Source organism: Bartonella sp. OD88NMGDW (assembly GCF_042193775.1).
Classification (GTDB): domain Bacteria; phylum Pseudomonadota; class Alphaproteobacteria; order Rhizobiales; family Rhizobiaceae; genus Bartonella; species Bartonella grahamii.
The window spans coordinates 1-26214 of the sequence record NZ_JBHIMA010000009.1 but is presented as its reverse complement, the minus strand read 5'-3'; the positions used below and the strand labels follow the sequence as shown (position 1 = coordinate 26214).

Below are 26214 nucleotides of genomic sequence, written 5' to 3'. Positions count from 1 at the left end.
ACCAATTGATGTAGATAATGAGTAGCGTAATGGATTTTTCAAAATGAAAATGTAAATTAAAGCTGTTTTGTGCTTATTTTTCCATCGTTAAAGTAAAACCCTATCTGTCCCTTTAGCAGTTGTTCGGCTTTTTGACCAAATATTTCATAGCGCCAGCCATTCATAGCGGGAATATTTTTCTTTATTCCTCCATTGGCAATTTTTTCTAAATCATTAGATGTTGCAATAATTTTAGGGGCAATGCTGTTTTCATTTGCAACAATTTTTAATAACACTTTGAGTAGATCGATAACAGCGGCTGTCGTATCATTGAGTGGATTATGTTTAGGAATGGGGGGTAAAGTAGAAAGATCCACCTCTAAGCCTTCATGGACAGCTTTGATTAATGATTGAGCAATTGAGAGTTTATCCCAGTTCTTATTAAGACTGCGCAACCGCTTTAATGCAGATTCATCTTTTGGTTGTTGGGTTGCTATTTCTATAAGACATTCATCTTTTATGATATGACGACGTGGCATATTGTATTTTCGTGCTTCACGTTCCCGCCAAGCTGCTATCTTTTGTAATACAGCAAGTTCACGTGGCTTTTTAATTTTTCCTTTCACCTTTTTCCATGCTTCATCTTCTGGCATATCATAGGTCTTAGGATTTAAAAGGATTGTTATTTCATCGTCCATCCAGTGAGCACGTTGATTTTTTTCTAACCTTTTTTTCAATAATAGGTAAACGTCTCTTAAGTAGGTTACATCGGCAAGTGCATAGAGCAGTTGTTTTTCAGACAAAGGGCGGTAACTCCAGTCTGTAAAGCGGGAGGATTTATCAAGATGATGCCCCGTGCAGCGTTGTACAATTTGATCATAGGAGATAGAATCACCAAATCCACAAATTGATCCTGCTATTTGCGTATCAAAGAGAGGGGAAGGAATAACACCTCCAAGATGATAAATTGTTTCAATATCTTGGCGCGCAGCATGAAAAACTTTTACAACTTTTTTATCGATCATAAGGTCAAAAAAAGGTTGTAAATCAATATCCGGTGCTATGGGATCAATCAAAACTGTGATATCTGGTGATGCGAGCTGGATTAAACACAGTTGAGGCCAAAAAGTTGTTTCGCGGATAAACTCAGTATCGACTGTTACAAAATCAGAGGTATGTAGAGCGTTAAGTGCAATTTCAAGATCGGTTGTTTGTGTAATAAGATTCATCATTTTATTATAATTCGATAAATTAAATTTGTCCTTTATTGACTTTATTTTTGAGTTTTTATTCTCATATCTTGACAAATGGTTATTAAAAAGAGTTTGTAGCGCATATGAATATTATAATCAAAGGCAAAAAATATGCACCGTTATCGCAGTCATCATTGTGCGGCTCTTCGTAAATGTGATGTAGGAGCACAAGTCCGTCTTTCGGGATGGGTTCATCGTGTTCGTGATCATGGCGGAATTCTTTTTGTGGATTTACGTGATCATTTTGGAATCACACAAATTGTTGCTGACCCTGCTTCGCTGGCTTTTAAAGTTATTGAAAAAGTGCGTTCTGAATGGGTTATTCGTGTGGATGGAGAGGTATGTGCACGTTCCGATGAGGTTATTAATGCAACGCTTCCAACAGGTGAGATTGAAATTTTTGCACAAGAGGTAGAAATTCTTTCAAAATCTGATGAACTTCCTTTACCGGTTTTTGGTGAGCCTGATTATCCAGAAGATATTCGATTAAAATATCGTTTTCTTGATTTGCGTCGGGAGACTATGCACAAAAATATCATGCGTCGGACTGAAATTATTGCGGCTATGAGACGGGCTATGCAAAATAATGGTTTTACGGAATTTACGACGCCACTTTTGACAGCTTCATCACCGGAAGGAGCACGTGATTTTTTGGTCCCAAGTCGTGTTCATCAAGGAAAATTTTATGCGCTACCGCAAGCACCACAGCAATATAAACAATTGTTGATGATGTCAGGTTTTGATCGTTATTTTCAGATTGCTCCATGTTTTAGAGATGAAGATCCAAGGGCCGACCGTCTTCCTGGTGAATTTTATCAATTAGATGTTGAAATGAGTTTTGTTGAGCAAGAAGATGTTTTAGCAACTATGGAACCTATTATGCGTTCTATTTTTGAAGAATTTGCAGATGGAAAAACTGTGACACAAAGCTTTCCTCGCATTTCCTATGATGAAGCAATGCGAAAATATGGTTCTGATAAGCCTGATCTACGTAATCCGATCATTATGGAAGATGTTTCTCAGCATTTTTATAATTCTGGTTTCAAAGTCTTTGCTCAAATTTTAGCGAATGATGAGAATGCACAAGTGTGGGCTATTCCAGCTAAAACGGGTGGAAGTCGTGCTTTTTGTGATCGTATGAATGTATGGGCACAAGGCGAGGGGCAACCAGGGCTCGGTTATATTTTTTGGCGTGAAGAAGAAGGAAAATTGGAAGGAGCAGGGCCTATCGCCAAAAATATTGGTGAACAGAGGACTGAAGCAATCCGTATACAGCTTGGACTTGAAAGTGGTGATGCTTGTTTTTTTGTGGCTGGAGATCCAAAAAAATTCGCATCTTTTGCTGGAGCAGCCCGTACACGGGTAGGGGAAGAATTAGATCTTCTCGATAGAGAGAGTTTCTCTTTGGCGTGGATTGTTGATTTTCCATTTTTTGAATGGAATGAAGATGAAAAAAAGATTGATTTTGGACATAATCCTTTTTCCATGCCTCAAGGGGGAGAAAATGCTCTTGAGACCCAAGATCCTCTTACTCTTAAAGCTTTTCAATATGATCTTGTTTGCAATGGTTATGAAATTGCATCAGGTGGAATTCGTAATCACTTACCAGAAATGATGCTTAAAGTTTTTGAACTTGTAGGACTTTCTAAGGAAGTTGTGAAAGATCGTTTCGGTGGTCTTTATCGTGCATTCCATTATGGGGCTCCGCCACATGGTGGCATGGCTGCGGGAATTGACCGCATCATTATGCTGTTGCAGGGTGTTAAAAATTTGCGTGAAGTTGCTTTATTTCCTATGAATCAACAGGCACTTGATCTTTTGATGAGTGCTCCGTCTGATGTTTCTCCTACACAATTACGTGATTTAGGAATCCGTATGGCTCCTACTCACAAAAATAGCTCATAAAATTGATTATGGATTGTTTTCATCTTTTCTACGTAGAGTGAAGTTTTGATGCCTCTCAAGAGCATCATGTGTGTGTATGCTGTTTGTGAAATTTAGATAGACAAAAACGCCATTGTGTTGATTCTTTACGAGGCATTTTTATTCCTTGTTTTTATAGTGGCTGTTTCCTTTGTGATAGGTGAGGAAATGATTGTGATTGTTTTATCATGAATACATTAGAAATGAGAGAATTCTGTAATATTTGGAAGTCTCATTTTAGTTGAAAAAAAATGAATTATCTTTATACGACAATATATTATTTATTTTTTATTGAAGTTTTTACAATGTTGTAGCAGAGAATTGTGTTTCTTCGTTTTTATGAGAATAATGCGGTTTTCTATTCTATGGACTTACTCTGAAAAGTTTAAATTTTATAAGCTTTGAATATTTTTTTAGTTTTTCATGGAAAAACTGAATGGGGTTGTTATACAATTTATCTTTATAATAAAAGATGATGTTTGAAAGGTGCTTTTGTCATTCCAAAAAGAATGAAATAACTCTTTGTGAGCAGTTAAATTATTATCGGATTTGACAAAGCTTTCAATAAATTACTTAGAACAAGGGGGGAAGGACATGTATAAATTTTTCAAATTGATATAATTTTCTGTTCATGTTCTAATCGCAGCGTTTGTTTTTATGTAATTGACTTTTAATAAAAAAGTCGACTCATAGAAGATTTCATTAAATAAATCCTATAAAATAATTTCTTATTATTGTGGGAATTGTTGTTTTAATACTATGTCTGATAAAATGAATTTACCTTTTGATAAAGAACACATTGAACCAATAGAATTACGCTCTGCTTTACAGGAACGTTATTTGGCTTATGCACTTTCTACGATTACACACCGTGCATTGCCTGATGTACGTGATGGATTGAAGCCTGTCCACCGGCGGATTGTTCATGCGATGCGTCTTCTCAAACTAAATCCTGGACAGTCTTATGCGAAATGTGCGCGGATTGTCGGTGATGTCATGGGAAAATTTCATCCTCATGGGGATGCGTCTATTTATGATGCTTTGGTGCGCTTGGCTCAAAGTTTTGCTGTTCGTTATCCATTGGTTGATGGGCAAGGCAATTTTGGTAATATTGATGGTGATAATGCTGCTGCCATGCGTTATACGGAAGCACGTATGACTGAAGTGGCTGCATTGTTACTTGAAGGAATTAATGAGAATGCTATTGATTTTCGTTTAACCTATAATGAAGAAGATGAAGAGCCTGTTGTTTTACCAGGAGCTTTCCCTAATCTTTTAGCAAATGGTTCTTCTGGTATTGCTGTTGGTATGGCAACATCTATTCCACCCCATAATGTTGCTGAGCTTTGTGATGCAGCGCTCCATTTGATTGCGCATCCCGATGTAAATGATGAGGAATTAAATCAATTCGTTCTTGGTCCTGATTTCCCGACGGGGGGAATTTTAGTTGAACCTAAAAAAAGTATTGAGGAATCCTATCGTGTTGGGCGTGGATTCTTTCGCTTGCGTTCACGTTGGCATCAGGAACCTGGTAGCCGTGGTTCTTATGTGATTGTTGTGACTGAAATTCCCTATCAGATTCAAAAGTCACGTCTTATTGAAAAAACAGCAGAGTTATTGCTTGCACGCCGATTGCCAATGCTTGAGGATATCCAAGATGAATCAGCAGAAGATATCAGAATCGTGCTGGTTCCTAAAAATCGGTCGGTTGATCCGGAGCTCCTTATGGAGTCTCTTTTTAAATTGACTGACTTTGAAGTAAGATTTCCCCTTAATCTGAATGTTTTGTCTTTGGGAAAAATACCCAATGTTCTTTCTTTGCGAGAAAGTTTGCAGCAATGGCTTGAACATCGTCAAGAAGTGCTTATTCGTCGCTCTCATTATCGGCTTGATCAAATTGATAGCCGATTGGAAATTCTTCATGGATATCTTATTGCCTATTTAAATCTCGATGAGGTCATTCAGATTATTCGTGAAGAGGATGAACCGAAAAAGAAGCTGATTAATCGGTTTGAATTAACAGAAAATCAAGCTGAAGCTATTCTTAATATGCGCTTGCGTTCTTTGCGTAAACTTGAGGAATTTGAAATTCGTAAAGAATTTGAAAGTTTGAAAGCTGAAAAAGAAAAACTACAGAATTTATTAGCTTCTCCTATAAAACAGTGGAAAATAATTTCAGAAGAAATCAAAAAAGTTCGAAACACTTTTGGTCCTGAAACATTCTTAGGGAAAAGACGTACGACGTTTGAAGAGGCACCAAGACATGATCTTGATGATATTCAACAAGCAATGATCGAAAAAGAACCGATTACTATTGTTATTTCTGAAAAGGGGTGGATGCGTGCTTTGAAGGGACATTTGACCGATTATAAAGCGCTTTCTTTTAAAGAAGGAGACAGTTTAAAGTTAGCATTTCCAGCATTTACAACCGACAAGATTGTGCTGATCAGTACGGGTGGAAAGTTTTTTGCTATTGGTGCAAATAGTTTACCTGGAGGGCGGGGACATGGTGAACCTATTCGTCTTTTAGTTGATATGGATGATGAGCACGATGTTCTCACAGCTTTTGTGCATCACGCCGAGGAAAAATTGCTCTTGGTTTCATCTCACGGTAATGGTTTTATTGTTTCTTCTGCAGAAGTGATCGCCAATACACGAAAAGGAAAGCAAGTGATGAATGTGAAAGCTCCTGATAAGGTAAAGCTTTGTGTTCCGGTAAATGGTGATCATGTTGCTGTAGTCGGTGAAAACCGTAAAATGCTTATTTTTTCTATTGAACAAATACCAGAAATGAATCGCGGTAAAGGTGTTCGTTTACAGCGTTATAAAGAAGGTGGTGTTGTTGATGCCAAGACTTTTAATTTATCAGAAGGCTTAAGTTGGCAAGATACAGCTGAACGAATCTTTAACCGCCAGGCGGACGATCTCTTTGAATGGATGGGAACGCGTGCGGGTGTCGGGCGTTTGGTTCCAAAAGGATTTCCAAAATCAGGAAAATTTATTAATTAAATGTATTTTATAAATGGGAAAATTCCCTATGGTTTTATGATTGTGTAAGATATTAATTTATAAGGATAATTTATTATTTTTATATTGAAAGAAAAATCTAAAGCGTGAGGTTTTTTCTATTTTGATCTTGTTTAGGTTAAATCAATCAAAACTGTTTTTTAAACATTACAGCATTTATGGGTGCTGTCGTGAAATGATTTGATATTTTGAGAGCTGTACCCTTAAACAAACAATGTGAATGTTTAACACAAGAGTGTTCTATTTGGAGATGTTTTATTTGTCTGATAGGTTTATCTCCTTATTGTTCAAGAGAGATGTTATTAATTTTTCGTAAGGGATATTTATTCGTTAGGATTGCTATGATATTGCCTAAAAAGATGTCCACGTTCCGCCCATAAGACGAGGAGTATGGCAATCAGACTAAGAAAGAAAAATCCTGCCGAATTAGGGATGGTCGTCTCATTAAATTGTTGAGCAATAAAAAAACTGAGACCTGTGCCAATAGATGTTTGCAGAAAACCAGATATAGACGACGCGGTCCCAGCTATTTCTCCTACAGGTTCAAGAGCGAGTGTATTGAAGTTTGCCATAATACCACCGCAGGCAAACATCAGTATACAGAATAACAGCATGTAAAAAGCAAAAGGAAGAATACCATCTGTTAAGATAGAGCCAACAAACCATACACATGAAGTGATACAAAAAAGTAAAAGCATCGCGTGAGCGATACGCCGCATTCCAAGGCGTCCAACGAGTTGAGAGTTAAAGAAAGATGATAGAGCTTGAAATGCAGCACCAACTGCAAAGGCAATAGGGAACCAAAGTCCTAGATTATAGATCCCTTCATACGTTTGTTGTGATGTATTAACGGCAGTAAAGATACAGCCTAAAATAATCGAAGTTGCTAGTGTATAGCAAAGTGTTGTGCGATTGGTTATTACAATCCATAAATTATGTTTGACTGAAGAAAAGGAAAGAGAGCGTTGCGCATAAAGAGTTTCCGGCAAGCGGAATTGAATCCAAATCATCAACCCGAAACCAATCATTGCCATGAATATGAAAATAAATTGCCAGTTTCCAAACAGTAAAATGATCTGTCCTGTTGCTGGTCCAATCATTGGTGCAATAAGGAAAACCATCATCACGATAGACATCACTTCTGCCATTTTCCGACCACTATAGAGATCACGTACAATGGAAACTGTGAGCACGCGCATAGCAGCTCCTCCCATACCTTGTAAGGCACGCAAAATAAGCAAGAGAGAAAAATTTGATACAAAGGCAGAACCAATCGCTGCAAATGAATACAAAGCAAGACCAATAAGAATAATCTTACGGCGCCCATAACGATCACTTATGGGACCAAAAAATATCTGTGTGACGCCATAGCTGATAAGATAACTAGAAATGATATAATGCTGATCGTTTTCATTGATAACATTTAAACTGTTTAAAATGTTGGGCATAGCTGGCAACATAATATCAACAGCTATAGAATTGATGGCCATGAGTGAAGCAATGAGAATAACAAATTCTTTATAGCCAATTTTTTCTCTAATCGCATCACTATGCTTTTGTTCGTCGACTGAATATGACATATGCACCCTTTTAATAAAAGTTTCGACTGAACACGATTCTATAAGAAGCAAATAAAATGAGAGACATCTATGATTTATTGCAAGGAATGTCTTTTTCCTTTAGCAGTTCTTGCAATTCGTTATTTTGAAACATTTCTTTAACAATATCACAGCCGCCAACAAATTCACCTTTGATATAGAGTTGCGGAATTGTTGGCCAATTTGAGTAGTCTTTTATCCCTTGACGCAATTCGTTAGAAGTTAAAATATTAATTCCTTTATAATTTAACCCTAAATAATCAAGGATTTGAACGACCTGCCCAGAAAATCCACATTGTGGAGCGTCAGGCGTTCCTTTCATGAATAAAATGACATCATTTGTTTTAATTTCGTTGTCAATAAAATCATGAATAGTAGTCATCTCTATTCCTCAATAGTATAAATTCTTGGAAGTGTGCATTCACGCTCATATTATTTCTAATAGTATTGAGTGAATGAATGCAAGAAGAAATTTTTAAATTATTTGGGAATACTCGTTTGCAGTGCTAAAGCGTGCAAGTCATTTCCCATATTGCCTTTAAGAGCATCATAAACCATTTTATGTTGTTGAACACGGGTTTTACCACGAAAACTTTCAGAAATAACTTCTGCAGCATAATGTTCTCCATCTCCAGCAAGATCACGAATTGTTACAGTAGCATCAGGAATGCCTTCACGAATAAGCGTTTCAATTGCATGGGCACTCATTGCCATCATTATTCTCCTATGTATTCATTTCTTATAAAGGCTGTTGCTTAAGAGAAAAAACAATTTTTACTCTTCACCCATAAATTGTGGAAACCAGTTTTCATAGGCTTTTGTGAGTTTGTCTACTGAAAGTGTTAATATCCCATCTATATTGAGAGAAGTCCCCTCAACTTGACCTAGCTCTGTTAAAGTAACTGTATTGATTTGTGCACGCTCTTTAAGACTATTGAGAGAGTGAGGTTTGACGGCTAAAAGATAACGTCCTTGGTCTTCTCCAAAAAGTTCTGCATGATGGGGTGATTTATTGCTTAACGTTACTTTGATTCCTTTACCTGCTTTAATCACCATTTCGGCAAGTGCTATCGCCAATCCCCCGTCAGAAAGGTCATGGGCAGCGTGAATAAAACCGCTATTAATGGCATCTCGAACAAATTGACCATGTTTTTTTTCAAGTTGTAAATCTACAGGGGGGGGGGCACCTGCATCAATATTTAAAATGTTACGTGCATAGATTGATTGTCCTAAATGAGAGCCGCAATTTCCTACTAAAACAAGAATATCTCCATTTTGCATACCACTTATTGTTACCATTTTAGACCAATCATTAAGAAGGCCTACACCAGCAATTGTAGGGGTTGGAAGAATGGCTTCCCCATTTGTTTCGTTGTAAAGAGAAACATTGCCTGAAACGATAGGAAAATCGAGGATTCTACAAGCTTCTCCTATACCTTTAATAGCCAAAACCAGCTGTCCCATAATTTCAGGTTTTTCAGGGTTACCAAAATTGAGATTATCTGTAGCAGCCAGTGGTGTTGCACCTGTCGTACTAATATTTCGCCAGCATTCTGCGACAGCTTGTTTTCCTCCTTCATAAGGGTCTGCTTCACAATAACGAGGTGTTACATCAGAAGAAAAAGAAAGAGCACGTTTGCTGTTGTTTCCTACACGGATAACGCCTGCATCACCTCCTGGACAAACAAGGCTATTTCCTTGGATAAGGGTATCATATTGTTCATAAACCCATCGCCGTGAACTTTGATCAGCAGAATTCAATAAGGATAGAAGGGCATCACCAAGATTTTCAACCTTTTTGACGTCTTCTGCTTTCAAGGGTGTTTTTTTTGCCGGCTCACTCCAAGGACGATCATAAACAGGTGCTTCATCACCAAGCTCTTTGATGGGAAGATTGACAACTTCTTCCCCTTGATGAAATACACGAAAACGTAAATCATCGGTTGTTTTCCCAATGATAGAAAAATGTAGCCCCCACTTATGAAAAATTGCTTCTGCTTGCTTTTCTAGTTCTGGTTTAAGGACCATGAGCATACGCTCTTGACTTTCAGACAGCATCATTTCATAGGCTGTCATATTTTCTTCTCGAACAGGAACTGTATCGAGATTAAGCTGTATCCCTAAATTTCCTTTTGCACCCATTTCAACGGCAGAAGAGGTGAGTCCTGCTGCTCCCATATCTTGAATAGCAACAACGGCTCCAAGTTCCATGAGCTCTAAACATGCTTCAAGGAGACATTTTTCTGTAAAAGGATCACCTACTTGAACAGTTGGGCGTTTTTCACTGATTGAATCATCAAATTCAGCAGAAGCCATTGTTGCTCCACCGACACCATCACGTCCTGTTTTTGCACCAAGATAAACAACAGGGAGTCCAATACCTTGCGCTTTAGAATAAAAAAGGGCGTCTGTCTTTGCAATACCGGCGACAAAAGCGTTAACAAGGATATTGCCATTATAACGCTTATCAAAATTTACTTCTCCACCAACAGTTGGAACGCCAAAAGCATTGCTGTAACCACCAATTCCAGAAACAACACCAGAAACAAGATGGCGTGTTCTTGGGTGATCAGGAGCACCAAATCGCAATGCATTCATAGCAGCAACAGGACGGGCTCCCATTGTAAAGACATCACGTAAAATACCACCAACACCTGTTGCTGCACCTTGATAAGGTTCAATATAAGAAGGGTGGTTATGGCTTTCCATTTTGAAAACAACACATTGCCCTTCGCCAATATCGACAACACCAGCATTTTCACCAGGTCCTTGGATAACACATTTTCCTTCTGTCGGAAGAGTCTTTAGCCATTTTTTAGATGATTTATAGGAACAATGTTCGTTCCACATTGCAGAAAAAATTCCTAGTTCAGTAAATGTTGGTTCTCTACCGATTAACGTCAGGATACGTTCATATTCATCTTCTTTTAGCCCGTGTTGTGCAATGAGCTCTGGTGTAATAGTGATGTTATTGCAAGGCTTCATGAGTATTTATCCGTCCAATTAATCGAAATTTAGCATTTTTATTTTTTTAATCTAGCAGCTTATATTATAAGCAATACTGTTGTTTAATAATAAAAATATTTATAGACAGTAAGCTGAAGATTTTGTTCGTTTGTTTGGTGGGATTTAAGACTAAAAATGGTCTTAAATAATTATGTGTTTAAAAAATAATATCCATTGTTGTTTGTGAAAAGCTTTGTTCATAGATTTACGATGCGAGAAATGGTATAGATCCTTGTTTTTTAAAAATTATGGAGCGCGAGTATTTTTTCAGCATCATCCATTTACTAACTCTAAAGCACTTTGAAAAAGTAAACGACCGTCAATACCTCCGTGGGCGGGTTCAATAAAGTTTTCAGGATGAGGCATCATACCAAGAATATTACCAGCTTTATTAACAATACCAGCAATATCTTTCATTGAGCCGTTCGGGTTTGTGTTTTCTGCATAGCGAAAAACAATTTGTTCATTATCTTCCATTTGCCTTAGTGTTTCACTATCAACAAAATAATTTCCATCATGATGGGCAACAGGACAACGAATAATTTGTCCTTTAGAATAATATCGAGAAAATTTTGTTTTGGCGTTGACGACTTCAAGTTTGATTTCACGACAAACAAATTTTAAAGAAGCGTTACGCATTAAAGTCCCAGGTAATAATCCTGCTTCCAACAAAATTTGAAATCCATTACAGATACCTATTATTGTCGTACCTTCTTGTGCTTTTTCACGAATGGCTTTTAAGATGGGAGTTCGCGCTCCAATAGCACCACATCTTAAGTAGTCGCCATAGGAAAAACCACCAGGAATAATAATAATATCTACATCTGGAATTGTTGTTTCTGTTTGCCAAATTTTTAGTGGCTCAACTCCCGTTATATGATGTAATGCTGCAACCATATCTCGATCACGATTTAATCCAGGAAGTTGAATGATGGCAGTTTTCATGAGCGTTTCACTTAAAAAAGTTCGATTGTATAATTTTCAATGACAGTATTTGCGAGTAACTCTTCACACATTTGTTCAAGTTTTTTCTTTGCGGTTTCAGAAGGTAGATCATCAAGAACAATATCAAAAACCTTTCCTTGACGAATGGATTGAATGCCTTCGAAAGCTAAACTTTTTAAAGCACCGGCAATCGCTTCTCCTTGTGGATCAAGAACGCTTTCTCTTAAAGTAACTGTAATGCGTGCTTTCATTTCTTGCTTCCTGCTTTTTAAAAGAACCCCTTCTTTGAAGAGGGGTATTTATATAAGGTGATGTTTTTTACCTTGTTTTTACTTTACGAGAACGGGACCACTTGGTCGTGTTGGTTCGTTTTCATTCATAATACCAAGACGTTTGGCAACTTCTTGATAGGCATTAATAAGCCCACCCATATCACGACGAAAACGATCTTTATCCATTTTTTCTTGTGTTTGCATATCCCATAGTCGTGCAGAATCAGGTGAGATTTCATCAGCAAGAACAATGCGCATTGTTTCATCTTCCCACAGGCGACCAAATTCCATTTTAAAATCAATTAATTGGATGTTAACACCGGCAAAAAGCCCAGAAAGAAAATCATTAATACGAATTGAAAGTTGCATGATATCTTCTATCTCTTGTGGGACAGCCCACCCAAAAGCTGTGATATGTTCTTCCGTTACCATGGGATCATCGAGAGAATCATTTTTATAGTAGAACTCAATGATGGATTGCGGAAGCGGGGTTCCTTCTTCTAAACCTAAACGTTTAGCAAGAGAGCCGGCAGCAACATTGCGAACAACAACTTCCAACGGAATGATTTCCACTGCTTTAATAAGCTGTTCGCGCATGTTTATACGTTTGATAAAATGTGTTGGGATGCCCAAACGCCCAAGATGGCTAAAGATATGTTCCGAAATTCGGTTGTTTAAAACCCCTTTTCCGTCGATAATTTCATGTTTTTTTGCATTAAAGGCAGTTGCATCATCTTTAAAAAATTGAATATAAGTCCCTGGTTCAGGTCCTTCATATAAAATTTTAGCCTTGCCTTCATAGATACGGTGGCGACGATTCATCATGATTCTCTATTTATCTTGAGAGGTTTTTAATAACATTGATAAATGATACTATCCTAATTAATAGAATTTCTCAATGATATTGCTATGATACTTTTATAATTTTTGTCATTACACGTCTACCCAAAGGTGAAGATACATAAGCGATGAGAAAGAAGATCACCTCTTTTGGATCAAATTTTTGCAAGAAAGTGAGAGAGGACCATAAGCCCTTCAGGCCAAGGTCCGTGTCCGGATTCTGCGTTAATATGGCCAGAATACCCAGCATCAACAAAGAGTGATCCCCAATCATTGGCAATTTTTTCTGCTACTGAAAATTGACAAAACTCATCGTTGCGACTGGCTATGACAATAGAAGGAAAAGGAAGCTTTTGGCGATGATAGGGGCCAAATGTCATTAAATGTTTGGGACGTATTTTCTCATTGGCGACATCTGGAGGAGCAACAAAGAAAGCGCCACAAATTTTTTCTGTATTTTGTACAGTTGCGTGAATAGCACTGGGAACTCCTAATGAATGAGCAATAAGCATAACAGGCCTTTGAGCTTTTGCAATGGCGGTTTTAACTTTGTTAACCCACTCTTCACAAACAGGCTTTGACCAATGGAGTTGTTCAATGCGGCGGGCTGTCGACAATTTTCTTTCCCAGCGTGTTTGCCAATGATCTGGACCAGATCCTTTGTAGCCAGGAACAATAAGAATATCGAGTTGATTTGCTTTCATGAATTGTTTTCTTTGTTACAACAGATTTTTGATCATAGGTGGAATAGATTTGAGGTTTCTATGTCGCTTTACTGTTCTTCAAAAACACGTTTAAAAATCGTATTGATATGTTTGGTGTGGTAAGAAAGATCAAATTTTTCGCGAAGTTCTTCTTCACTTAAAGCTTTGATAACATCTTTGTCGTTGAGGAGTTCTTCTAAAAAATCTTTTCCTTGTTCCCAAACTTTCATCGCATTTCGTTGTACAATCCGATAAGAATCTTCACGACTGATTCCTGCTTGGGTGAGTGCTAAAAGCACCCGTTGTGAGTGAACAAGGCCACGGAATTTATTGAGATTTTTTTGCATATTTTCTGGATAGACAATGAGATTTTCAATGACAGATGTGAGGCGAGAAAGAGCAAAATCAAGTGTAATAGTCGCATCTGGAGCAATATAACGCTCAACAGATGAATGCGAAATATCACGTTCATGCCAAAGTGCAACATTTTCCATGGCTGGGAGTGCAAATGCACGTACCATGCGGGCTAATCCAGTTAAATTTTCTGTTAAAACTGGATTACGTTTATGAGGCATCGCCGATGAGCCTTTTTGCCCAGGTGAGAAATGTTCCTCTGCTTCCAGAACTTCTGTTCGTTGTAAATGGCGTATTTCTATCGCTAACCTTTCAATAGAGGAAGCAATAACACCAAGTGTTGCAAAAAACATAGCATGACGATCTCTTGGTATTACTTGGGTGGAAACCGGTTCAGCACGCATCCTCAAGGCTTTTGCTACATGTTCTTCAACGCGGGGATCGATATTTGCAAAAGTTCCTACAGCTCCTGAAATTGCGCAAGTAGAAATTTCTTCTCGTGCTGCAAGAAGACGTTTGCGACAACGGGAAAATTCAGCGTATGCAAGAGCAAATTTTACTCCAAATGTTGTCGGTTCAGCATGAATGCCATGACTCCGCCCAATGGTGATTGTCTCTTTATGCTCAAAAGCACGTCTTTTTAATGCTTCAAGAAGTTGATCTATATCCTCTAGCAAAATATCACTAGCACGCATCAATTGAATATTCAGTGTTGTATCGAGAACATCAGATGATGTCATGCCTTGGTGGATAAAACGTGCCTCAGGTCCAATGAATTCAGCTAGGTGGGTCAGAAATGCGATAACATCATGTTTGGTAATTGCTTCAATTTCATCAATGCGATTGACATCAAATTTAGCTGCTGCGCCTTTTTCCCAAATGACTTTGGCGGCTTCTTTCGGAATAATCCCTAAGTGAGCAAGGGCATCACAGGCATGGGCTTCAATTTCGAACCAAATACGATATTTTGTTTCAGGAGACCAAATTGTTACCATTGCAGGGCGGGAATAACGTGCGATCATCATTTTTTTCCTTGTTGTGAGAGGATTGCGGCTTGGCGCAATGCACTCATGCGTGTTTTGTAAAGCTCTTTATTTCCATCTTTATAAATTGCAGAGCCTGCGACAAATACATTTGCTCCAGCTTTTGCAGCTATCCCAATTGTATCAACGGTGATACCACCATCAACTTCAAGATCAATAGGGCGGTTTGCAATCATGCTTTTAACGCGCTTAATTTTATCTTTTATTTCTGGAATAAAACTTTGTCCACCAAAACCGGGATTGACCGTCATGATGAGAATGAGATCTAATTGATCAAGCAAATATTCAAGTACATGTTCAGGGGTGCTTGGATTGAGTGCAATTCCTGCTTTTTTTCCCATTTTTTTGATTGTTTGTAATGAACGATGAAGATGTGGACTTGCTTCAGCATGAATGGTTATAATATCTGAACCCGCTTTTGCAAAAGCTTCCAAATAAGGGTCTACTGGTGCGATCATCAGGTGGACATCAAATATTGCTTTGGTTAATGGGCGTAGAGCCTTGACGATTTCAGGACCAAAGGTGATATTAGGAACAAAGTGTCCATCCATGATATCAAGATGAAGCCAATCTGCACCAGCATCAACAACATCTAACATTTCTTGTCCAAGTTTAGAAAAATCAGCAGCCAAGAGTGAAGGCGAAATGAGATGAGAATGGGGCATTAAAATCTCCTTGATTGGCTGTTTTTATCATATCGCAGTGTATACACAAATATCTTTTGTGTTATGACGGAAAAGAAAAAATATGTATTATAGATCTTTTTATGGAAAGATCGCTTGAAATTTTAAAGCTTTATAAGTGAAAGATATGTCGAATCATAAAACATATTTGATGCCTGAACTTCAACATAAACATACTATCGCGGTTTCTTCCCAAGAATATCGAGATGCCATGAGTCTTTTTGCAGGAGCTGTGCATATTGTGACAACAAATGGTATTAAGGGAAGACGCGGGGTGACTGTTTCGGCGTGTTGTTCTTTATCTGATGATCCTCCGACCCTTCTTGTTTGTCTCATGCGCCATAATTTAAAGAATCAGGTGTTTATGGAGAATGGAAATTTTTGTGTTAATAGCTTGGCAGGAAAGCATCGTTCATTAGCGGATGTTTTTTCGAGGCGTTGCAATTCTACACAAAATGAGCGTTTTGATGTTGCTCAATGGGGAGCTTTGCAAACGGGAGCGCCTAGTCTTTCAGACGCTCTAGCATCGTTTGATTGTCGTTTGATTTGTTGGCATGAGCACGCAACCCATTGTGTTTTGATTGGTGAGGTTGTTGCAATCAACTGTAATAAAGAAAAAGATGCTTTGATGTATTTGAAACGTGAATATCACACTTTGCCTTTATAAAGATTTTATTTTTTTGCATTGCTGAAATGATTTATTATTGCCTCATTTAGATTTTAAACAATAAGAAAGCAGGGGAGAGATCACTCTGATATCTGAATATTAGATTTCCTTCTTTTTGAAGTTTCTCAGTAAGCAAGAAAAATGTTCTGGATGAGATTTGATCAAGAATCCAACCTAAATAGAAAAGCGATTAAATCTAAACAGTGTATTTAGACATATTTGTAGATTGTTATGAAAAACATTTTACTCTTGTGTTGATGGGTATTGCACAATATATAGACCGCACATAGCATATGTGGAGGTTTTTTATTGCATGAGCGAAGAGATTGATGGTCAATATCGCCCCAGTGAAGATGAGCCTTTTATGAATGAGCGGCAAAAGGCGTATTTTCGTGCTAAATTGGTTTCTTGGAAGAATGATATATTAAAAGAAGCTCGTGAGACTTTGGAAAATTTGCAGGAAGAGAATGTTGGTCAACCCGATTTGACTGATAGGGCTTCTTGTGAAACTGATCGTACAATCGAATTACGTGCGCGTGATCGTCAGAGGAAACTTATTTCAAAAATAGATGCTGCTTTAGAGCGCATTGATAATGGGACATATGGCTTTTGTGAAGAAACCGGCGAACCCATTAGTATAAAGCGTCTTGAGGCTCGACCGATAGCCGTTTTATCATTGGAAGCGCAAGAACGTCACGAACGACGTGAAAGAGTTTATCGCGATGATTAAGGTCATTGAAATGATAAACAAACGAAACTCGTGGTGATAAAATTGTATATTTTTATTTTTGAAGGGTAGGAATGAATAAAGATGGTTCTTGCCTCCCCTCAATTTCGGCGGTGATTGCTGAATCTTTTACTGCTTGATTCGTAAAAGGAGAGGGATTTTTATCCGATATATCGTTTCTTTCTGTAGGGGCGGAATTTGGATGTGTGTGTGTTTCTCTCTTTTGTATTTTGGATGTACTGGTAATATCGGATTCTACAACCACATCTGTTAATCCGCCAATAAGGAGCAAATGTTCTTTATTATCGCAACGGACTAAAACAAGGCGGCGTGCTCGATCTATAGAAATTACTTCACATAATGCTAATCGTGATAGACTTTTTTTTCTATTATTGCTGAATCTTCCCGTACTTAAACGACGTAAAAACAAGATAATTATGGTAATAGCCACAATTGTTATTATAAAAAACAAAAAGCTTATCGTTATCTTCGCAGCAGATACACCTATTTGCTCTGATAACCAGATATACATAGATTTTCTCCCATTTTTGTGTGAAAATATCGTTTTTATTGAGATAAATTTATAAACACACCCTTAAAAGGTTCACTTAAATACAAGAAATAAAATTTTTAACATTAAGTGAGCTTTCTTTGAAAGATAATATCATAGTATATACTTTATAACAATGAATATAAAGGAAGTTTTGTGATATAAGAAACAGCTAAATCTAAGGCAATGAGAGATGGATAAAGGTTTTGATAATAATAAAAGATCAGCGTCTTCTGTTCATCGAAGAGTTGTGATTTTTGGTATTGTTTTTATATTATTTTTTCTTTTCATTGTGGGTATTTTAGGTTTTTTTTATCCACAAAGCTATTTGCAAAAGGCTATATTGATATCTTTTTTGATTCTAGCAATTATCGGCGTTGCAACACTCGTTTTGTGTGGAATGGGAATTTTAAGATACCATGTGTGGTCGCATGAAGATTTTGATTTTAGCATCTTTAATCGGAGCGATGATGCAATTGTAATCTCTGACCTTTCTGGTTTTGTTTATTATTCTAATCAAAACTATCGAAAAATTGTGACTTATAAGCCTGAAGTGTCTTGTTATATGGTTATTGCTGATCTTCCAGGAGCTGGTGCACTTTCGTATCGCTTAAAGGTTGCAGCCTGTAATAATCTTGCGGCGCAAGAGGAATTAAGAGTAGAACAACCAATATTTACCGATTCTACACCAAAAAAATCTGTTTGGTATAATATTTCCATTCAACCTATCACAAAACAGAAAAAAAAGCTTTTATTTTGGCGTATTGCTGATATTTCGCATTTACAACAAACACGAGAAGTTTTTTTCTCGAACCTTCAAGAAGCTATCAATCACTTGGATCAAGCTCCTATTGGTTTTGTATCAGTTAATACACAAGGAACTATTCTTTATGCGAATGCGATTTTTGCCGAATGGTTTTCAATTGATTTAGCGAATTTCTCAGTTGGTCAATATAATTTTGATTCGTTATTTGATAGCGTTGGCGCTAAGAGCTCATGGAGTGATATCTGTTTGCAAACCAACAGATATCAAAGTTCAGGTTACTCTTTACCTTATAAGTTTTCGTTATGTTTAAATTCGCAAGCGACTTGTGAGAAAATATTCCATTGTCTTATCTCTGTTTCTTCTCTCTTAGAAGAGGAAGCCGTTTATCGTATTGTGATCATTCCACAACAAATACAAAAAGAAGAGGACGACCAATTAAAATTACCCACTATATTAGGAGAATATTTTGATGCGAGTCCTTTTGCAATAGCCGTGGTAGATCATGAAGGGCAATTGGTTCATATGAATAAAGCTTTTTCATCACTCACGGGATGTATGGACAAAGCTGTCAATTTTTATGACGTTATTTCTCGTCGTGATTGTGTGCAGTTAGAGCGTTCTTTTCAGAGAATTGCGACAAATAAAAATTATTTTGTTTCTCTAGAAACTGTTTTAGAAAAAAATGAAGAATGCCATTTACGGCTCCATATTATGTCTGTACCACCCCATCATGGTGATGCATTGCAAGATTTGCTTATTATCTCTGTGATTGAAACAACCGAACAAAAAACGCTTGAAGATAAAATGATGCAAAGTCAGAAGATGCAAGCTGTCGGACAATTGGCTGGCGGCATTGCTCATGATTTTAATAATGTTTTAACAGCAATTTTAATGTCGTGTGATCTTCTTTTAAATACGCATCGTAGTTCTGATCCTGCTCATGCTGATCTGATCAATATTAAAAATAATGCTAATCGTGCAGCTGCTCTTGTACAGCAATTATTAGCTTTTTCTAGAAAGCAAACACTTCGACCTGAAGAAGTTGATTTTACTGAATTTTTATCAGATATTCGCAATCTTATTTTACCACTTTTGGGGAATAATGTTCAGTTAAAAATTATCCATGGAAGAGATTTGTGGAGTGTTGAAGTCGATCAAGCATCTTTTCAGCGTGTTATTATGAATTTGGTTATTAATGCGCGTGATGCCATGTTAGATGGAGGTATTGTTACGATTGCGACAAACAATATTACAAAGCAACAAAGTGCTGAATTTAATCATCTTGGTTTAGAAATTGGTGAGTATGTACAATTGACTATTTCAGATACAGGGGCTGGTATATCTGCTGCTATACAAGAAAAAATGTTTGAGCCATTTTTTACAACAAAAGAAGTTGGAAAAGGAACAGGACTTGGTTTATCAATGGTTTATGGAATTATCAAGCAGAGTGGTGGGTGCATTTATTGTGAAAGTAAAGAAGGTGAAGGAGCAACATTTTATATTTTTCTTCCCCGTTATATCCCCAATATAAAAGGAAAAACTTCTCAAAAGATTGAAAAAGATGAAGAGAAAGATAAAAATATAGACTTAACAGGGTCTGCAACTGTTTTATTGGTTGAAGATGAAGATGCGGTTAGAATGGGGGGGGTAAGAGCTCTTCAAATGAGAGGATATACGGTTTTAGAGGCAGCGAGTGGGGTGGAAGCACTCTCTATTCTTGAGAAACAAAAAGGAGCTATTGATATTATTGTTTCCGATGTGGTGATGCCAGAAATGGATGGACCCACTTTATTGAAGGAAGTACGTAAAAACTATCCTGATATCAAATTTCTTTTCGTTTCTGGATATGCAAAAGATGCATTTGCTAAAAATCTTCCACAAGATGCTGTTTTTGGTTTTTTATCTAAACCTTTTACACTCAAACAGTTAGCTCTAACAGTTAAAGAAACACTTTCATCATGAGGCAAAAATTTATGCAATAGAAAAATTGCGTATTTAAGATTTTTTAGGCGAAATACGAGAGTATTTTGATAAATAGAACTTGTGATAATGTCATAGAACTGAATAAAAAAGAAGAATTTGAAAATTTAATTAAAATTCAAAAAAAACACACATTCTGTGCAAAAATTTATGAAAAGATAGGCTCTATTACGTCAACATTTAATAGAGATTTTCAATTATAGACACTGAGCACGAATTATATGTAAAACATTGAAAAATGCTTATTAATAGATTGCTGATACACTCAAAAAGATAAAAGCTGTTGCTGCGCATCTACCATTTTGCTCTTCCCTTCAATAAATGCTTTTAAGGCTTCGGGGTAGAGTTTATGTTCTGCTTTAAGAACTCTTTGTCCTAAGCTCTCAGCAGTATCATGAGGATAGACTGGAACGGCTGCTTGGGCAAGGATTTTTCCTGCATCCATGTCTTCTGTAACAAGGTGAACAGTGCAACCCGTGATTTTTACGCCTGCTTGTAAAGCTTTTTCATGTGTGTTTAAGCCTTTAAATGAAGGCAAAAGAGAAGGATGAATGTTTAAAATTCGTCCTTCGTAAAGTTTTACAAAACGTGGCGAGATAAGGCGCATATATCCTGCAAAGCAGAGAAAATCTGGTTTATATTGATTTAAAATCGTAAAAATACTTTCTTCATGCTCTTCTTTTGTTTTGTAAATTTTGCGATCAACAATATGAATAGGTAAGTTATGGTTTCGCGCCTTTTCAATACCGTCTGCACGCGGATTATCGCAAATAACCGCGATGATTTCAGCAGGATATTCCTTTTGTTGACTAGCTTGAGCAAGGGCGACCATATTGGATCCATTACCAGAAATGAAAACGATGATTTGTTTTTTCATAAATGCAGTACCCCTTTATAAAGTATTCCTTTATTTTGATCTTGGCGTTTTGTTAAAATGCCAAGAGGAGTTACGCTCTCTCCTTTTCTTTCAAGAGCTTGCGTAATTGTTTCAGCTGCATGCTGTGCTACGATAATGATCATGCCAATACCACAATTGAATGTTCTTAACATTTCTGTTTCTTCTATTTTACCTTGTTTGGCAATCCATGAAAATACTGCTGGAACATTGATGGTAGAAAGATGAATTTCAGCGCAGAGAGAAGATGGAACAACACGTGGAATATTTTCAGGAAAGCCTCCACCCGTAATATGAGCAAGAGCTTTAATCCCTTCGTATTTTTTCATGATGGGAAGAAGCGATTTTACATAAATGCGTGTTGGTGTAAGGAGTGCTATACCAAGGCTGTTTTCGGGAGCAAAAGGGGCAGGGTCATTCCATTTGAGATCATGTTGCTGGATGATTCGTCGAACAAGCGAAAAGCCATTGGAATGAATTCCAGAGGCGCTTAGACCTAATATAATATCACCTTCTGTTAAATCTTTTGAAGGGAGTAGCTTGCTGCGTTCGCATGCTCCTACAGCAAAACCGGCTAGATCATAATCTCCCTCTGCATACATTCCTGGCATTTCTGCAGTTTCTCCTCCAATAAGAGCAGCACCGGCTTGTTTACATCCTTCTGCAATACCAGAAACAATTGCAGCTCCTTGTTCAGGGTCAAGCTTTCCAGTTGCAAAATAATCCAGAAAAAAGAGAGGTTCAGCCCCTTGTACGAGTAAATCATTGACACACATAGCCACAAGATCAATACCTACAGTGTTATGGTGACCTACTTCAATGGCAATTTTTAATTTTGTTCCCACACCATCATTGGCTGCTACTAGGATAGGATCCGTAAAGCCAGCTGCTTTTAAATCAAAAATTCCACCAAAACCGCCAATTTCTGCGTCTGCTCCGGCTCGTTTTGTCGCGCGTATAAAGGGTTTAATTTTTTCTACCATGGCATTACCCATATCGATGTTTACACCGGCTTTTGCGTAGGTAAGACCAACTTTGGATTTATTATTTGTAAGATCTTGGTTGCTCATTGGAGCCTTCCTTTAATGGAAAATCGGGTTTTGATATTATGCAATGCCATGATAGAGTTCTCTCTGCAAGAGATATTGATAAGAAAATAAGCAACTTTGCTTGTACCTTATTTTGAAGATGTTTATAATTTTTTGTGAAGAATTTTTTAGGATATTTTATGAGCAAGATATCAGATAATCACGGTCAGTCTTCTTGGCAACTTATGAAAAAGAAAGTGAGTGAGAATACATCTCGTGATCGTTATAAGACTTATGTGCCAGCGTATACTCAATTACCGTTGCCGAATAATATGAAAAGGCAAATCTTTTTTTGGCTTGGTACGCTGATTTTTTTCATTTTTTTTATGTTTGTTTTTGGATCGATTTTGCTTCCTTTTGTGGCAGGGATTGTGCTGGCTTATTTTCTCAATCCCATTGTTCAATTACTTGAAAAATTTGGTATTCGACGGGTGTTTGGGACTGTCCTCATTACCTTATTTATTGTTGTTACCTTTGTTGCTGCTTTAGTTATTTTGATTCCTGTTATTAGTTGGCAAATACAGCAATTCATGAGTGATGGTTTACCTGTTTATATTAATCGTATTCAAACCTTTTTTGTTGAGCATGATTTTGATTGGATAAGGCGCTATTTTGGAAGTGATCCAAATGAATTACGGAATAATATTAAAGGATTTTTGGGAGAAGGTTCTGATTTTATTACGTCTCTTTTGAATTCACTTTTAAAGTCAGGAAAATCTATCGTTAATATCGCTAGCTTATTTGTTGTGGCACCTGTGGTGGCATTTTATATGTTATTAGATTGGCCGCGTATGGTAACAGCAATCGATTCGTTAATACCGCGTGATCATCTTGAAACCGTTCGGAGTATTTTTCATGAAATGGATAGAGCTATTGCAGGCTTTGTTCGTGGACAAGGAACAGTTTGTCTTATATTGGGAGGCTATTATGCTATTGGTTTAACGATTGCAGGACTCAATTTTGGTCTTTTAATTGGTATGTTTATTGGTCTTATTAGCTTTGTTCCTTATATTGGCACAATGAGTGGTTTGGTCCTTTCTGTTGGTATTGCATGGGTCCAGTTTTATCCCAATAATTGGGGAGGAATCATCGTTGTGATGGCACTTTTTTTAATTGGTCAATTTATTGAAGGTTATATTCTTCAACCCAAGCTTGTAGGTTCATCAGTGGGATTACATCCCGTATGGCTGATGTTTTCACTTTTTGCTTTTTCTTCACTCTTTGGTTTTACTGGTATGCTTGTTGCTGTTCCTGCGGCAGCGGCTGTTGGCGTTTTAGTTCGTTTTGCTCTTCATACTTATCTTAGTTCTCAGATGTATTCGCGAAGGGGAAATTCGGAGCCGCTAAAATGAATGGGTGTGAAACGCAATTATCTTTAAATTTTCCTTATGATCCGATTTTTCAATTTGAGGATTTAGTGGTAACGGAAAGCAATCGTATGGCTTTTCAGCTTATTGATCACTGGCCCAATTGGAGCTTACCTATTGCAGTTTTGGTTGGCAAAGAAGGATCTGGAAAAACGCACTTTTCTAATATATGGCTCCAAAAAGCAGATGCTTTCAGGATTCAGCACAATGAGATTGATCAGGCTGTTACTGTGGCTTCTTTAGGCAGATCATTTTTGATAGAGGATATTGATGCAGATGAAATCAAAGAGACAGAACTTTTTCATTTAATTAACAGTATTAAGCAAGCAAATCTTGATGCACGACAAGCTACTTTATTGATGACGGCACGGACACTTCCTTCCGCTTGGAATTTAAAGTTAAATGATCTAAAAAGTCGTCTTAATTCGGTGATGTTCGTTGAAATTAATCAGCCTGATGATGCATTATTAACAGCTGTTGCATTTAAGCTTTTTTCCGATAGGCAACTTATTGTACATCCAGACACGGTTTATTATCTTGTAAGTCGTTGTGAACGTTCTTTATTTTCATTGAAGCGTGTTATTGATTCTGTTGATCAGTTGGCATTACAAAGAAAAAGAAAAATAACACGTGCTGTTATTGCTGAAGTTTTGAATAGAAGAAATCCGTAAACACTCCCTATCATGGCTTACTTATTCTGTCTTTCTATTATCGTTTCAATATGTGGCAAGACAAGTCATTTAAATTTTCTTCTTTTTTGATATCCGTTAAGAGTGAAAAATAGTATTTTTTACTTTAGTCATGTGTTTATCTTAAATAGCTTTGAGATTTTATTGTATGATGTTGACTTTTTTCCATCTTTGCATTTGAAATTTTTTCTAAAAAAAGCGCTTTATTTTATTTATAATGGAACTTTCGTGCTTTGAAAAAATGTCTGTTGTTTATGGATTTGGATTGTAGAAGATTCTAGAATTTTTATAAAAGAGTTCTTTGCAAGATAGAAAAAGAGGGGAAAAAGCTTAATACAGCTGATTTTTTGGCTTGTGTTCTCTTTTGGAAAGTTTTTCTATGATATTTAAGTCGTTTTTTTCTAAAATTGTATCTGTAGAATGCGTTTTGATACAGTGAGAGTTTGCTTAAAGCAGGATGAAAATTATGAAATCCTTACAGAGAAATTCGTTATTTTTTAATATAGATTGGATTCTTTACGGAGGTTGTTTTCTATTATTTGTCAATAAATATGTTATTGAGTAGGGAAAAAATTTTTAAAACGTGCTTTTTTGTAAAGAAATGCAACAAAATTAAAAAAAAGTGTGTTTTTCTCTTGCACTTCTGTTGTGAAAATTTTAGGAAATGTGCATCAAGTAAATGTAAATGGCGGAGCGTAGCGCAGCCTGGTAGCGCACCTGATTTGGGATCAGGGGGTCGTAGGTTCGAATCCTATCGCTCCGACCATATTTGATTAAGTGTGTGAGAATGACCCAATTGGGTACGTGTGGTGGAAAACTATCATTCAAGCGTTGTGTAATCTGAAGGAAAAAGGCATGATCGCACGTATTTATAGTCCTGCTAAGACAGCTATGCAGTCAGGTAAGGGGAATAGAGGTTTTTGGATTCTAGAGTATGAGCCGGTGAAAGCAAAAATGCTTGAACCTCTTATGGGGTACACGGCAACGTCTGATATGAATAATCAGGTGAGGATCAGATTTAATAGGAAGGAAGAAGCGATTGCTTTTGCGCGTAAGAATGCTATCTCTTACCGTGTAGAAAAGAAACGTACGTCGATTCGACGTGCTATTTCTTATTCTGATAATTTTCGCAGTGATCGGCAGCACTCTTGGACACATTGAATTAAAGATGCTATTTTGAATTGAGAAAATAATCAGTTGGGTCCCGTAGCTCAGCTGGATAGAGCAACGGCCTTCTAAGCCGTGGGTCACAGGTTCGAATCCTGTCGGGATCACCATCCGGTTTTTACCCATGTATAATGTATTTATTCTTTGTAATCTTTTTTAAAGTTCGGGAACATTAACAAAAGTTCGGGAATAGAATTTTCCAACATACTTTTACAAAGCTCATCTGTTTCCTCCAATGTTCTCTAATAATTTTTTAAATTCTTTGAGAACCACTATTTTAAATGTACAAAGATATTGTCTATCGCATCCATAAAGACAAGCAAAATTAATAATCCATTTTCTAAAGAATTTCGCGCGTCTCAGAGTATGTGTAGAGTCGAATATTTGGTTTTTGTGTAAAAATATTTACTAATGCATCCATAAGGCGTGCAAAATCAATGATAAGCAAAAAGAGGATGAATGCTATCCACTTCATCAAGCGAGACATCATTTTTACACTTTGATAGGTGACGATCATTTCCTGAAGTATTTCTTTTTCTGCTTTTGTAAGCTCTATATCGTCTTGTGTTTTTTTTCTAGCCATGTTTCCACCCACACACACACGTTCACCTTGTTTATTGTGCTTTAAGATCTCTCTTGCTAAGTTTGAACTGATGGCGTTCAGATCTTGCTTATCTAAATAAATTGGCAA

The 26214-nt window shown here is 37.1% G+C and carries 23 protein-coding genes and 2 tRNA genes; 10 read left to right on the top strand and 15 right to left on the bottom strand.

All coding sequences use genetic code 11. From position 1 onward, the window contains the following. Positions 1 to 56 precede the first annotated feature (56 nt). The gene (gene rnd, locus ACFIJR_RS07505) at positions 57 to 1211 is read right to left on the bottom strand and encodes a ribonuclease D (RefSeq protein WP_375626908.1); all 1155 of its coding nucleotides are present in this window, start codon (positions 1209 to 1211) and stop codon (positions 57 to 59) included. A gap of 132 nt (positions 1212 to 1343) precedes the next feature. Between rnd and aspS the strand changes: the two genes are divergently transcribed. Further along, the gene (gene aspS / locus ACFIJR_RS07500; RefSeq protein WP_375653901.1) at positions 1344 to 3137 is read left to right on the top strand and encodes an aspartate--tRNA ligase; all 1794 of its coding nucleotides are present in this window, start codon (positions 1344 to 1346) and stop codon (positions 3135 to 3137) included. A 777-nt stretch (positions 3138 to 3914) separates the two neighbouring features. Next, entirely contained in the window at positions 3915 to 6164 is a 2250-nt protein-coding gene (gene parC, locus ACFIJR_RS07495) for a DNA topoisomerase IV subunit A (RefSeq protein WP_375626904.1), read from the top strand. A 341-nt stretch (positions 6165 to 6505) separates the two neighbouring features. Here parC and ACFIJR_RS07490 read toward each other — a convergent pair whose 3' ends face one another. The 10 genes from ACFIJR_RS07490 to rpe all read right to left on the bottom strand — a co-directional run bounded on the left by ACFIJR_RS07490 (position 6506) and on the right by rpe (position 15609). Then, on the bottom strand, positions 6506 to 7762 hold the full coding sequence (locus ACFIJR_RS07490) for a multidrug effflux MFS transporter (RefSeq protein ID WP_375626902.1): 1257 nt from the start codon (positions 7760 to 7762) through the stop codon (positions 6506 to 6508). A gap of 67 nt (positions 7763 to 7829) precedes the next feature. Beyond that, the gene (grxD, locus tag ACFIJR_RS07485; protein WP_375625948.1) at positions 7830 to 8162 is read right to left on the bottom strand and encodes a Grx4 family monothiol glutaredoxin; all 333 of its coding nucleotides are present in this window, start codon (positions 8160 to 8162) and stop codon (positions 7830 to 7832) included. 98 nt (positions 8163 to 8260) lie between these two features. Continuing rightward, the gene (locus ACFIJR_RS07480) at positions 8261 to 8494 is read right to left on the bottom strand and encodes a BolA/IbaG family iron-sulfur metabolism protein (RefSeq protein WP_375625946.1); all 234 of its coding nucleotides are present in this window, start codon (positions 8492 to 8494) and stop codon (positions 8261 to 8263) included. A gap of 60 nt (positions 8495 to 8554) precedes the next feature. Further along, a complete protein-coding gene (purL, locus tag ACFIJR_RS07475; protein WP_375653899.1) occupies positions 8555 to 10765 on the bottom strand; it encodes a phosphoribosylformylglycinamidine synthase subunit PurL in 2211 nt (736 codons plus the stop codon). A 294-nt stretch (positions 10766 to 11059) separates the two neighbouring features. After that, positions 11060 to 11731, bottom strand: coding sequence for a phosphoribosylformylglycinamidine synthase subunit PurQ (gene purQ / locus ACFIJR_RS07470; protein ID WP_375625942.1), 672 nt, complete (start codon positions 11729 to 11731; stop codon positions 11060 to 11062). Positions 11732 to 11742: 11 nt separating this feature from the next. Further along, the gene (gene purS / locus ACFIJR_RS07465; RefSeq protein WP_375625940.1) at positions 11743 to 11982 is read right to left on the bottom strand and encodes a phosphoribosylformylglycinamidine synthase subunit PurS; all 240 of its coding nucleotides are present in this window, start codon (positions 11980 to 11982) and stop codon (positions 11743 to 11745) included. A 78-nt stretch (positions 11983 to 12060) separates the two neighbouring features. Beyond that, a complete protein-coding gene (purC, locus tag ACFIJR_RS07460) occupies positions 12061 to 12825 on the bottom strand; it encodes a phosphoribosylaminoimidazolesuccinocarboxamide synthase (protein ID WP_273724109.1) in 765 nt (254 codons plus the stop codon). A 173-nt stretch (positions 12826 to 12998) separates the two neighbouring features. Next, positions 12999 to 13547 carry an RBBP9/YdeN family alpha/beta hydrolase gene (locus ACFIJR_RS07455; protein ID WP_375625938.1) on the bottom strand — a complete coding sequence of 183 codons (549 nt, stop codon included), beginning with the start codon at positions 13545 to 13547 and terminating at the stop codon, positions 12999 to 13001. 68 nt (positions 13548 to 13615) lie between these two features. Further along, the gene (gene purB, locus ACFIJR_RS07450; protein ID WP_375626898.1) at positions 13616 to 14923 is read right to left on the bottom strand and encodes an adenylosuccinate lyase; all 1308 of its coding nucleotides are present in this window, start codon (positions 14921 to 14923) and stop codon (positions 13616 to 13618) included. Further along, positions 14923 to 15609, bottom strand: coding sequence for a ribulose-phosphate 3-epimerase (gene rpe, locus ACFIJR_RS07445; RefSeq protein WP_375625936.1), 687 nt, complete (start codon positions 15607 to 15609; stop codon positions 14923 to 14925). The genes purB and rpe overlap by 1 nt, the downstream gene beginning before the upstream one ends. Before the next feature lie 145 nt (positions 15610 to 15754). Between rpe and ACFIJR_RS07440 the strand changes: the two genes are divergently transcribed. Together ACFIJR_RS07440 and dksA are read left to right on the top strand one after the other, a co-directional pair. Then, a complete protein-coding gene (locus ACFIJR_RS07440) occupies positions 15755 to 16294 on the top strand; it encodes a flavin reductase (protein WP_375611549.1) in 540 nt (179 codons plus the stop codon). Between the two features lie 313 nt (positions 16295 to 16607). Next, the gene (dksA, locus tag ACFIJR_RS07435; RefSeq protein WP_015856486.1) at positions 16608 to 17024 is read left to right on the top strand and encodes an RNA polymerase-binding protein DksA; all 417 of its coding nucleotides are present in this window, start codon (positions 16608 to 16610) and stop codon (positions 17022 to 17024) included. Positions 17025 to 17076: 52 nt separating this feature from the next. Here dksA and ACFIJR_RS07430 read toward each other — a convergent pair whose 3' ends face one another. Further along, on the bottom strand, positions 17077 to 17553 hold the full coding sequence (locus ACFIJR_RS07430; protein WP_375625934.1) for a hypothetical protein: 477 nt from the start codon (positions 17551 to 17553) through the stop codon (positions 17077 to 17079). A 211-nt stretch (positions 17554 to 17764) separates the two neighbouring features. Here ACFIJR_RS07430 and ACFIJR_RS07425 point away from each other — a divergent pair, with 211 nt between their 5' ends. After that, complete coding sequence (locus tag ACFIJR_RS07425; RefSeq protein ID WP_375626893.1) at positions 17765 to 20299, top strand: response regulator; 2535 nt, start codon at positions 17765 to 17767, stop codon at positions 20297 to 20299. A 283-nt stretch (positions 20300 to 20582) separates the two neighbouring features. Here the strand turns inward: ACFIJR_RS07425 and purN are convergent, their stop codons facing one another. Continuing rightward, the gene (purN, locus tag ACFIJR_RS07420) at positions 20583 to 21194 is read right to left on the bottom strand and encodes a phosphoribosylglycinamide formyltransferase (RefSeq protein WP_375625930.1); all 612 of its coding nucleotides are present in this window, start codon (positions 21192 to 21194) and stop codon (positions 20583 to 20585) included. Further along, positions 21191 to 22282, bottom strand: coding sequence for a phosphoribosylformylglycinamidine cyclo-ligase (gene purM / locus ACFIJR_RS07415; protein ID WP_375625928.1), 1092 nt, complete (start codon positions 22280 to 22282; stop codon positions 21191 to 21193). The genes purN and purM overlap by 4 nt, the downstream gene beginning before the upstream one ends. A gap of 158 nt (positions 22283 to 22440) precedes the next feature. On the opposite strand from purM, the gene ACFIJR_RS07410 reads away from it, so the two are divergent. The 5 genes from ACFIJR_RS07410 to ACFIJR_RS07390 all read left to right on the top strand — a co-directional run bounded on the left by ACFIJR_RS07410 (position 22441) and on the right by ACFIJR_RS07390 (position 25633). Continuing rightward, positions 22441 to 23652, top strand: coding sequence for an AI-2E family transporter (locus ACFIJR_RS07410; RefSeq protein ID WP_375625926.1), 1212 nt, complete (start codon positions 22441 to 22443; stop codon positions 23650 to 23652). Continuing rightward, the gene (hdaA, locus tag ACFIJR_RS07405) at positions 23649 to 24338 is read left to right on the top strand and encodes a DnaA regulatory inactivator HdaA (protein WP_375626887.1); all 690 of its coding nucleotides are present in this window, start codon (positions 23649 to 23651) and stop codon (positions 24336 to 24338) included. The genes ACFIJR_RS07410 and hdaA overlap by 4 nt, the downstream gene beginning before the upstream one ends. Positions 24339 to 25045: 707 nt before the next feature. Further along, positions 25046 to 25122 (top strand) — tRNA-Pro (locus ACFIJR_RS07400). Between the two features lie 89 nt (positions 25123 to 25211). Next, positions 25212 to 25517: an ETC complex I subunit gene (locus tag ACFIJR_RS07395; RefSeq protein ID WP_375626885.1), complete on the top strand. Its 306-nt coding sequence runs from the start codon at positions 25212 to 25214 to the stop codon at positions 25515 to 25517. Positions 25518 to 25556: 39 nt separating this feature from the next. After that, positions 25557 to 25633, top strand: a tRNA-Arg gene (locus ACFIJR_RS07390). A gap of 230 nt (positions 25634 to 25863) precedes the next feature. Here the strand turns inward: ACFIJR_RS07390 and ACFIJR_RS07385 are convergent. Continuing rightward, positions 25864 to 26106, bottom strand: a complete 243-nt coding sequence (locus ACFIJR_RS07385) for a hypothetical protein (RefSeq protein ID WP_375653910.1) — start codon at positions 26104 to 26106, stop codon at positions 25864 to 25866. Between the last annotated feature and the right edge of the window lie 108 nt (positions 26107 to 26214).